The following is an 8,571-nucleotide window of genomic DNA, read 5'->3' on the forward strand; positions in this document are numbered from 1 at the left end:
AAAAAACGGAAAAACGAAAATCAAAGAAATGTGTTATTTCCACTTGACAATCGTCATTTCATAACAGATTATTATAACGATGCAAAAAGAAAATAATTTTTTGCTTCCTAAATCGTCATGAGACGTCCAGCTCATGACATTTTTTTTATTATTATCATTGATAAAATACCGATAAGATGATAATATATTATCATCTTAAGATTAAGGTCTTAAGATAGGAAAATCTAGTTATACATATCGTGGGGTGTAGGGACCTCATGATCTTGTGCAGATATGTCTGCATCTCCTGTACATTCTTATTCGGGTGCGAGGATAAGAATGATCACTGCTCGTAAGAGTATTTCTAATAATTTAATCCCTTATTGAACATGGATATAAAGTGAGTAATTAATGAAACCCTCATACTTTTAACTCATTATAACTTTGATTTTCCTAGGAACGCTGATCCTTTTAATCATTAGGGCATTGATTGAAAAACAGCCACTGCATTCATATTTCATCCATATCAAGCCAAAAGAATATTTATGTAGTGCATGATCCTCCTTATGGAGGATTCTTTTTTTACAAATTATTAATATACTCTTTATTTGATGATAACCATATTTATTATATAAGGTGCTATACTTGTGCACAGAGAGGAAGTTATATTAGAAAAAGCTGGCGGTATCTTATGTGATTATCGTGGACATCCAATTAAAAACCAATTAATCACAGATTTAGTTGTAGGCAAAGAAAATATCGTTCACAATCTGATATCTCAATGTATTAATAAGTAGGGAGACCTGCTTATTTTTTAAAAAAAACCTGGAATAAATCCAGGTTAATCAATAGGTTCCTGATAGAACCTTCCTTTTACAGCATTTGTTTTGACTATATTAACAAAAGCCTGTTTATCAATACTTTTAATTATTTCATAAACATCATTGACTTCTGCAGCACTGACGACTGTATAAAGCATGACACGATCTTCATGTGTATGAGATCCTTCGCCAGTAAAACGAGTCATACCATGATGTGTCTTAACTAATAATTCTGTTTCTAATTCATCTGCTTTATTAGATATGATGAAAAAAGTCATCTGCTGATCTGATTTGTGGAAAGTATCTATTGCCTGAGTAGATACGAATTGGAAAACAATAGAATAAAGAGATGCTTCAAATCCAAATAACATTCCAGAAGTTAATAATAGAATAATATTAAAACCTAGGATGATGTTCCAAGAAGAGATATTCCACTTACGATGAATATAGACTGCAATAAAGTCTGTTCCTCCGGAACTTGCTTTACCATATAAGGCAATAGAAATAGCCAAACCATTTAATAAACCACCAAATAAAGCAATTAATAATGGATCAGTTGTCACCTTATAAGAAGGAATCAAATCAACTAAGAATGAGTTTAAAACAATCATTAATACACTATAACCAGTAAAACGTTTTGAAATAAGTTTAAAACCAATGATAGCTGGTATCGCATTTAATGAAATATTAAGTACAGAATAAGGTACAGAAATGTTAGCATACTTTAACATTATTCTCTGTACTAATAGAGTCATACCGGTAATACCACCAGGGACTAATTCACCAGCACGTACAAACGTCTTAATATTAAAGGCCATTAAACATGACGCAAGAATAACACATACGAATGATTTGAGGGCTTTTATTGATTTTTTTTGCTGTATTTCCTTTTCATATAACATAAATTTAACATTCGCCTCCTAAAATTCGAACAAATTGTACTATTGTTTATACAATAAAACAACCGTAATTTTGTAAAAAGTAAAAAATCACATTTACATAATCTTAAGATAATACATACACAAATATGATTTTTTTGTTAAGGAGAAAAATTTATGATGTAGGTGTCTTAAGAAGACAGGAGGAAAAAAGTAAATATGAAAAAAATATTAACGCTTGTACTTGCATGTGTACTTGCATTTTCACTTGCTGGTTGTGGAGGTTCTAAGGATTCTTCAACTGCTGGTTCAGGAGATTTATCAGGAAAGATCTCACTTGATGGTTCTACATCAATGGAAAAATTCGTAACTGCCTTAGGCGAATCTTTCAAAGAAAAGAACCCTAAAGTTACAGTAGAAGCTCAGTTCACAGGTTCATCTGCGGGTATCTCTTCAGTATTAAATGGTAAAGCTGATATCGGTGATTCATCAAGAGCATTAACTGATGAAGAAAAGAGCCAGGGTCTTGAAGAAAACATTGTAGCAATTGATGGTATCGCAGTTGCAGTTAACAAAGATAATACTGTTAAGAATGTAACTAAAGAACAGTTAACTAAGATCTATACTGGTGAAATCACTAACTGGAAAGAACTTGGTGGTAAAGACGAAAAGATCGTTGTTATTGGCAGAGAAGCTGCTTCTGGTACGAGAGGTGCATTTGAAGAATTATTAGAAGTAAAAGATAAATGTCAGTATGCACAGGAATTAGATAATACTGGTGCAGTTGTTGCAAAATGTGCTTCTATTGAAGGCGCTATTGGTTATGTATCACTCGATGCTGTTGATAAATCAATCAACACATTACAGTTAGAAGGTGTTGATTGTACAGTTAAGAATATCAAAGCTGGTAAATATGCATTACAGAGACCATTCGTAATGGCTACTAAAGGTAAAGTTGAAAAACAGTCTAAATTAGTTCAGGCATTATTCGATTACATTGATAGTGATGAAGGGCAGGCTATCATTAAAAAAGTAGGTCTAATCAGTGCTAAATAGCATTGTTGGTACCAATAAAAGTAGACAAGCATCAGAAAAGGCAGCCGCATTAATCGTTAGTGTATGTGCTGCTTTTTCAATAGTTGCAGTCGTCGCTATTACTGCCTACATGATCTATAGTGGCACACCTGCACTTGCTAAGGTTGGTATCGGAAATATCTTATTTAAAACAGAATGGGTTCCTTCTCAAGGAAAGTTCGGTATTCTTTACATTATCTTAACTTCTATTGTTGGTACTTTACTTGCAGTCTTAATCGCAATACCTGTTGGTTTACTTACCGCAGCCGCATTAAGTGAAATGGTCACTGGTACTCCAAAGAAGATTATGAAAGCAGCTATTGAATTATTAGCTGGTATTCCATCCGTTGTTTATGGGTTACTTGGTATCTTGATCATCAACCCACAGATGTATAAGTTAGAAAAGTTTTTTTATCATACATCTCATTCACATCAGTTCACTGGTGGGGCAAACCTCATTGCTGCAATTATTGTATTAGTAATCATGATCTTACCAACATTAATCAATGTCTCTGAAACAGCTCTAGAAACTGTTCCAAATCATTTAAGATTAAGTTCTTATGCACTTGGTGCAACTAAAATTCAGACAATCTTTAAAGTAGTTATTCCAGCTGCTAAGAATGGAATCATGAGTGCCATTGTATTAGGTGTTGGACGTGCTATTGGTGAAGCAATGGCTATCTTACTTGTTGCAGGTAATGCTGTTAATTTACCAGCACCATTCAATTCAGTGCGTTTCTTAACAACAGCTATCGTATCTGAAATGTCCTACTCAAGTGGTGTACATAGACAAGTATTATTTACAATCGGTTTAGTATTATTCATCTTCATTATGATTATAAATATCGTATTAATGAAGATTCTAAAGAAGGGTGAAGAAAATGGATAAAGCAGATTCTAAAAAAGTATCAGCTACGTCTCCATTAAAGGAAGTGAACGCTATGGATAGAACGTTATATCATACAAAGAAAAGAATAGGAGACACTATACTACGTGGACTTATTTATCTATGTGCTAGTTTCTCTAGTATCTTAATTCTTGTCATTATTGGTTATGTATTCTCAAAAGCCATCCCCCATTTCCATTTCAAGAATTTAATTGAACCAATGAGTCAGTTAATGAACCCTGAAGGTTTATTAGGTAATATCATCAATACTCTTTATATTGTCGTAGGTACATTATTATTTGCCTGCCCAATTGGTATTGGTGCTGCCATCTACTTAAATGAATATGCAAAAAATAAGAAGTTTGTTGCAGCAGTATCATTTACAACAGAAGTATTATCAGGTATTCCATCTATTATCTTTGGATTATTTGGTATGATCTTCTTTGGTGAAATGCTTCATTTAGGATATTCAGTCATAAATGGATGTTTCACATTAACTATTCTTATCTTACCTATTATTATTAGAAACACTCAGGTTGCCTTAGAATCAGTTCCTTCTTCATATCGTGAAGCTGCATTAGGTATAGGTTCAACTAAGTGGTATATGATTCGTACTGTTATTCTTCCAAGTGCTATGCCTGGTATCTTAACGGGTGTGATTCTTGGTATGGGTCGTATTGTGGCTGAATCAGCTGCCTTATTATTTACAGCAGGTAGTGGTTACTTTATGCCAAGAGGATTCTTCACGCACTTGATGGAAAGTGGTGGAACACTTACTATCCAGCTTTATATGGCAATGAGTAATGCTGAATATGGACAGGCCTTTGTGATTGCGATGATCTTGATTATTCTTGTATTAATCATGAACTTTATCGCTAAATGGCTATCAAGTAAGTTTAATGTAGAAAAAGCAAAATAATGAGGTAAATATATATGAATAAAATGGAAATTAAGAATTTAAATCTATGGTATGGTGAAAAGCATGCCTTAAAGAATACAAGTTTAGATATCCCAGAACATAAGATTACAGCGTTCATCGGTCCTTCTGGATGTGGTAAATCTACATTCCTTAAAACATTAAATCGTATGCAGGATTATATAAAAGGGGTAAAGATTACTGGTCAGGTGACATTGGATGGTGAAGACATCTTTGATCCTAGAGTAGATACAACCTTATTAAGAAAGAAAGTAGGTATGGTATTCCAACAGCCCAACCCATTCCCAATGAGTATCTTTGATAACATTGCCTATGGACCTAGAATTCATGGGATTAAGAATCATGCTGAATTAGAAAAGATTGTGATTAGATCATTAAAGCAGGCTGCTTTATATGATGAAATTGCAGATCGCCTAGATACAAGTGCATTAGGTTTATCTGGTGGTCAGCAGCAGAGATTATGTATTGCGAGATGTTTAGCTGTTAACCCAGATGTTATCTTATTAGATGAACCTACAAGTGCCTTAGATCCAATTTCTACATCTAAGATTGAAGACTTATTAATGGATCTTAAGAAAGACTATACAATTGTGATTGTAACTCATAACATGCAGCAGGCTTCACGTATTGCAGACAATACAGCATTCTTCTTACAGGGTGAAATCATTGAAACTGGTGATACAGAAAAGATCTTCTCATTCCCTCAGGATAAGAGAACAGAAGATTATATTACTGGTAGATTCGGTTAATATTTAACAAACAATTAACAATATATTATAATGAAGGAGTAAAAATTATGAGAAGTCGTTTTGATCGAGAACTAGATACGCTTAATGTAGATCTTCAGAAGATGAGCGGTCTTGTAGAGAATGCATTAGAAAATACTATTGCTGCATTTAAAAATAAGAATACTAAGCTTGCTAAAGAAGTGATGGAAAATGATCGTATGATCAATGATATGGAACGTTCTATTGAGTCTATTTGTTTTAAGTTAATGTTAAGACAGCAGCCAGTGGCAAGGGATTTACGTATTGTGACTACTGCTTTAAAGATTGTCACTGATCTAGAAAGAATTGGTGACCAGTGTTCTGATATTTGTGAAATTATCTTAGATTTATCTGGTAATCATATTTATAGAACAGTAGAACATATTCCAGATATGTTAAAGACTGCAAAAGAAATGGTACATAAGTCTATTGAAGCCTTTGTGGAGGGGGATGTAGATAAAGCTCACAATATTTCGAGAATGGATGATGATATTGATTCTTTATTCTTAGATATTAAGAATGAAATCATTCAGATTATGAAAGAAAATAGTGAAAATGCTGATGACTGTTTAGATTACTTCATGATTGCGAAATATCTAGAAAGAATTGGTGATCATGCATCTAATATCTGTGAATGGTTAGATTTCATGGAAACAGGATCCATCAACCAGCAGCGTATTATATAAGGGGGATATAATCAATGAGCGAACGTATATATGTAATTGAAGATGATGAAAATATTCAGGAAATTATCAAGTTATCTCTTGAATCAAGTGGGTATTCAATTACTCTATTTAATAATGCGATAGATGCGATTGTTGCAATTCATGAAGATACGCCTGATCTTGCAATATTTGATGTCATGTTACCAGAATTAGATGGTATTTCAGCTATTAAGCAGATAAGAAAGACTAATACAACTTTGCCTATCTTAATTCTATCCGCAAAGGATCGTGAAATAGATAAGGTAAGAGGATTAGATTCAGGCTGTGATGATTATATGACGAAACCATTTGGAGTGCTGGAACTTGCTGCACGTGTTCGCTCATTACTTAGAAGAAGTCAGCATCATTCAAAGGTTATTAAAACGACATCTTTAGAAATTGATAAATCGAAACATATTATTTTAAAGCAGGGTGAAAAACTGGAATTAACTCATAAAGAGTATCAGTTATTACTCTATTTAGTAGAAAATAAAGAACGTGTTGTAGAAAGAGAAGAACTCTTAAACAATATCTGGGGTTATGATTTTGTAGGCGAATCAAGAGCCTTAGATGTTCATATTCGTTCTTTACGTGCAAAACTTGGTGATGATGGACATCATTATATTAAGACAATCAGAAGTGTAGGTTATCGTTTTATTGAGGATGGTCAATAATGAGACAATCTATATTAAGATATTTTATCTCACTTTTATTAGTATCTCTATGTATCTGTAGTGCAACGAGTATATTTATTATTTCTGGTTCAATGAAAGAGGATTCCGAAAGAGAAATGATGTATTCTGTTAAATTAATAGAATATAACTTAGATTACTCGGGTGATTTAAATAAACAGATAGAAACATTGAATCCACTTGCTTTCTCTGATGATACAAGAATATCTGTCATAGATGAAAAAGGTAAAGTTCTTGCAGATACATACAAGGATGATATTTCTTCTAATCATATAAAAAGAGAAGAAGTGCAGGAAGCACTTCATTCTTCAAATCATGAGGGGTATGCAATGAGACGTTCTGAGACAACTAATCAGCCACTTCTCTATGCTGCATATTATAAAGATAACCACATTATAAGATTGTCCATCCCTTATTCAGGTGTATGGGGTTATTTCCCAGAACTTGCTCCTGCATTTGCGATTTCTATACTGATCAGTATATTATTTTCATACATAGTTGCACGTAAACTCTCTAAGAGAGTCACTCAGCCTTTGACAGAAATCAGTGAGTCTCTTAATAATATGACTGAAGATTATCGTTTTGAACTCCCAACAACAGATTATGAAGAATTTACACCTATTATTGATACACTAGAAAATCTCTCTCACCGATTAAGAAAATCTATGAGAGAGACAAGATTTGAACAAGATAAGATCAATGCGATATTAAGAAAGATGGAGGAAGGCTTTATCTTACTTGATGAGAATGGCATGATCTTAAGTGTCAATGATAGTGCTATAAAGATTCTAGGGCCTTTAAAAGAGAAGGACAATTTAGTTGATCATATCTCTTATCCAAATCTTATAAATGCGTTAAATAGTGCTTCTAAAAAACAACGTATAGAATTAAAGATTCATGATTTTGATTACCAATGTGCAATCTCCCGCCTTCCATTTGGTACAGCACTCTTCTTTGTAGATATTACCGCAATGAAGAACTCACAAAAGATGAGAGAAGAATTCTTCTCTAGTGTATCTCATGAATTAAAAACACCTATTACAGCTATTAGAGGTTACAGTGAATTATTATCACAAGGATTCATCAATGATGAAAATCAGAAGAAGATGATGCTTTCTAAGATTCAAACTGAAGTGACTAATATGTCTTCTTTAATTAATGATATCTTGATGTTATCTAGACTAGATAGTGATGATTTGATTGTAGAAAAAGTTCCTGTTAAGATGCAGGCATTAATGAAGGACATCTCGCAAGATTATGAAGGTTTATTATTGAAATACAATGTAGAGCTTCATACAGATGTTGAGCCTATTACTTATATTGGAAATGGGTCTCAGATAGAGACATTAATTTCTAATTTAGTAAGTAATGCGATTAAATACAATAAAGAAGATGGTCATGTTTATGTTCATATTTATGGTAAAGAAGATAATATGGTCATTGAAGTCAAGGATACAGGTATTGGTATACCACTTGCAGATCAAGGACGTGTCTTTGAAAGATTCTACCGTGTTGATAAGGGACGTAGTAGAATCAAGGGTGGTACTGGATTGGGACTTGCGATTGTTAAGCATATTGTTTCTTATAATAAAGGAACTGTGAAATTACATAGTCAATTAGGAGAAGGTACTTGTATTACGATTACTCTTCTTAATAAATCATAGAGATGCTTTGGCATCTCTATATTTTTTTGAAATTACGATATATATATTATAAATTGAATACTGTATAGTAGTAATAGGTGAACTACCCATTACCTAAAGGTAAGCGCCAAATTATATAGTGTACCTAAAAAGGACGATTAAATCGAAAATGTGATTTAATCGTCCTTTA

At 33.1% G+C, this 8,571-nt stretch carries 9 protein-coding genes; 8 read left to right on the forward strand and 1 reads right to left on the reverse strand.

What is annotated here, in order from left to right:
* Positions 1-626: 626 nt before the first annotated feature.
* On the forward strand, positions 627-776 hold the full coding sequence (locus tag ACFOZZ_RS08290; RefSeq protein WP_278780870.1) for a hypothetical protein: 150 nt from the start codon (positions 627-629) through the stop codon (positions 774-776).
* A 44-nt stretch (positions 777-820) separates the two neighbouring features.
* Here ACFOZZ_RS08290 and ACFOZZ_RS08295 read toward each other — a convergent pair whose 3' ends face one another.
* Positions 821-1,702, reverse strand: coding sequence for a YitT family protein (locus ACFOZZ_RS08295; protein ID WP_376815069.1), 882 nt, complete (start codon positions 1,700-1,702; stop codon positions 821-823).
* 195 nt (positions 1,703-1,897) lie between these two features.
* Here ACFOZZ_RS08295 and ACFOZZ_RS08300 point away from each other — a divergent pair, with 195 nt between their 5' ends.
* The 7 genes from ACFOZZ_RS08300 to ACFOZZ_RS08330 are packed head-to-tail and all read left to right on the forward strand — an operon-like array spanning position 1,898 to position 8,402.
* Entirely contained in the window at positions 1,898-2,734 is an 837-nt protein-coding gene (locus tag ACFOZZ_RS08300; protein ID WP_055234389.1) for a phosphate ABC transporter substrate-binding protein, read from the forward strand.
* The gene (pstC, locus tag ACFOZZ_RS08305) at positions 2,724-3,641 is read left to right on the forward strand and encodes a phosphate ABC transporter permease subunit PstC (protein ID WP_286696710.1); all 918 of its coding nucleotides are present in this window, start codon (positions 2,724-2,726) and stop codon (positions 3,639-3,641) included. Before ACFOZZ_RS08300 ends, pstC begins: the two co-directional genes overlap by 11 nt.
* Positions 3,634-4,557 carry a phosphate ABC transporter permease PstA gene (gene pstA, locus ACFOZZ_RS08310; RefSeq protein ID WP_279147894.1) on the forward strand — a complete coding sequence of 308 codons (924 nt, stop codon included), beginning with the start codon at positions 3,634-3,636 and terminating at the stop codon, positions 4,555-4,557. The genes pstC and pstA overlap by 8 nt, the downstream gene beginning before the upstream one ends.
* A gap of 14 nt (positions 4,558-4,571) precedes the next feature.
* Entirely contained in the window at positions 4,572-5,324 is a 753-nt protein-coding gene (gene pstB, locus ACFOZZ_RS08315) for a phosphate ABC transporter ATP-binding protein PstB (RefSeq protein WP_055234388.1), read from the forward strand.
* A gap of 47 nt (positions 5,325-5,371) precedes the next feature.
* Positions 5,372-6,028, forward strand: a complete 657-nt coding sequence (phoU, locus tag ACFOZZ_RS08320; protein WP_070101817.1) for a phosphate signaling complex protein PhoU — start codon at positions 5,372-5,374, stop codon at positions 6,026-6,028.
* A 14-nt stretch (positions 6,029-6,042) separates the two neighbouring features.
* Positions 6,043-6,720 carry a response regulator transcription factor gene (locus ACFOZZ_RS08325; protein ID WP_055234385.1) on the forward strand — a complete coding sequence of 226 codons (678 nt, stop codon included), beginning with the start codon at positions 6,043-6,045 and terminating at the stop codon, positions 6,718-6,720.
* Positions 6,720-8,402, forward strand: a complete 1,683-nt coding sequence (locus ACFOZZ_RS08330) for a sensor histidine kinase (protein WP_376815070.1) — start codon at positions 6,720-6,722, stop codon at positions 8,400-8,402. The genes ACFOZZ_RS08325 and ACFOZZ_RS08330 overlap by 1 nt, the downstream gene beginning before the upstream one ends.
* Positions 8,403-8,571: the final 169 nt, after the last annotated feature.

The sequence above is a fragment of the Catenibacterium sp. GCM10023432 genome, assembly GCF_042651925.1.
In the GTDB taxonomy this organism is placed as follows: Bacteria; Bacillota_I; Bacilli_A; order Erysipelotrichales; family Coprobacillaceae; genus Catenibacterium; species Catenibacterium mitsuoka.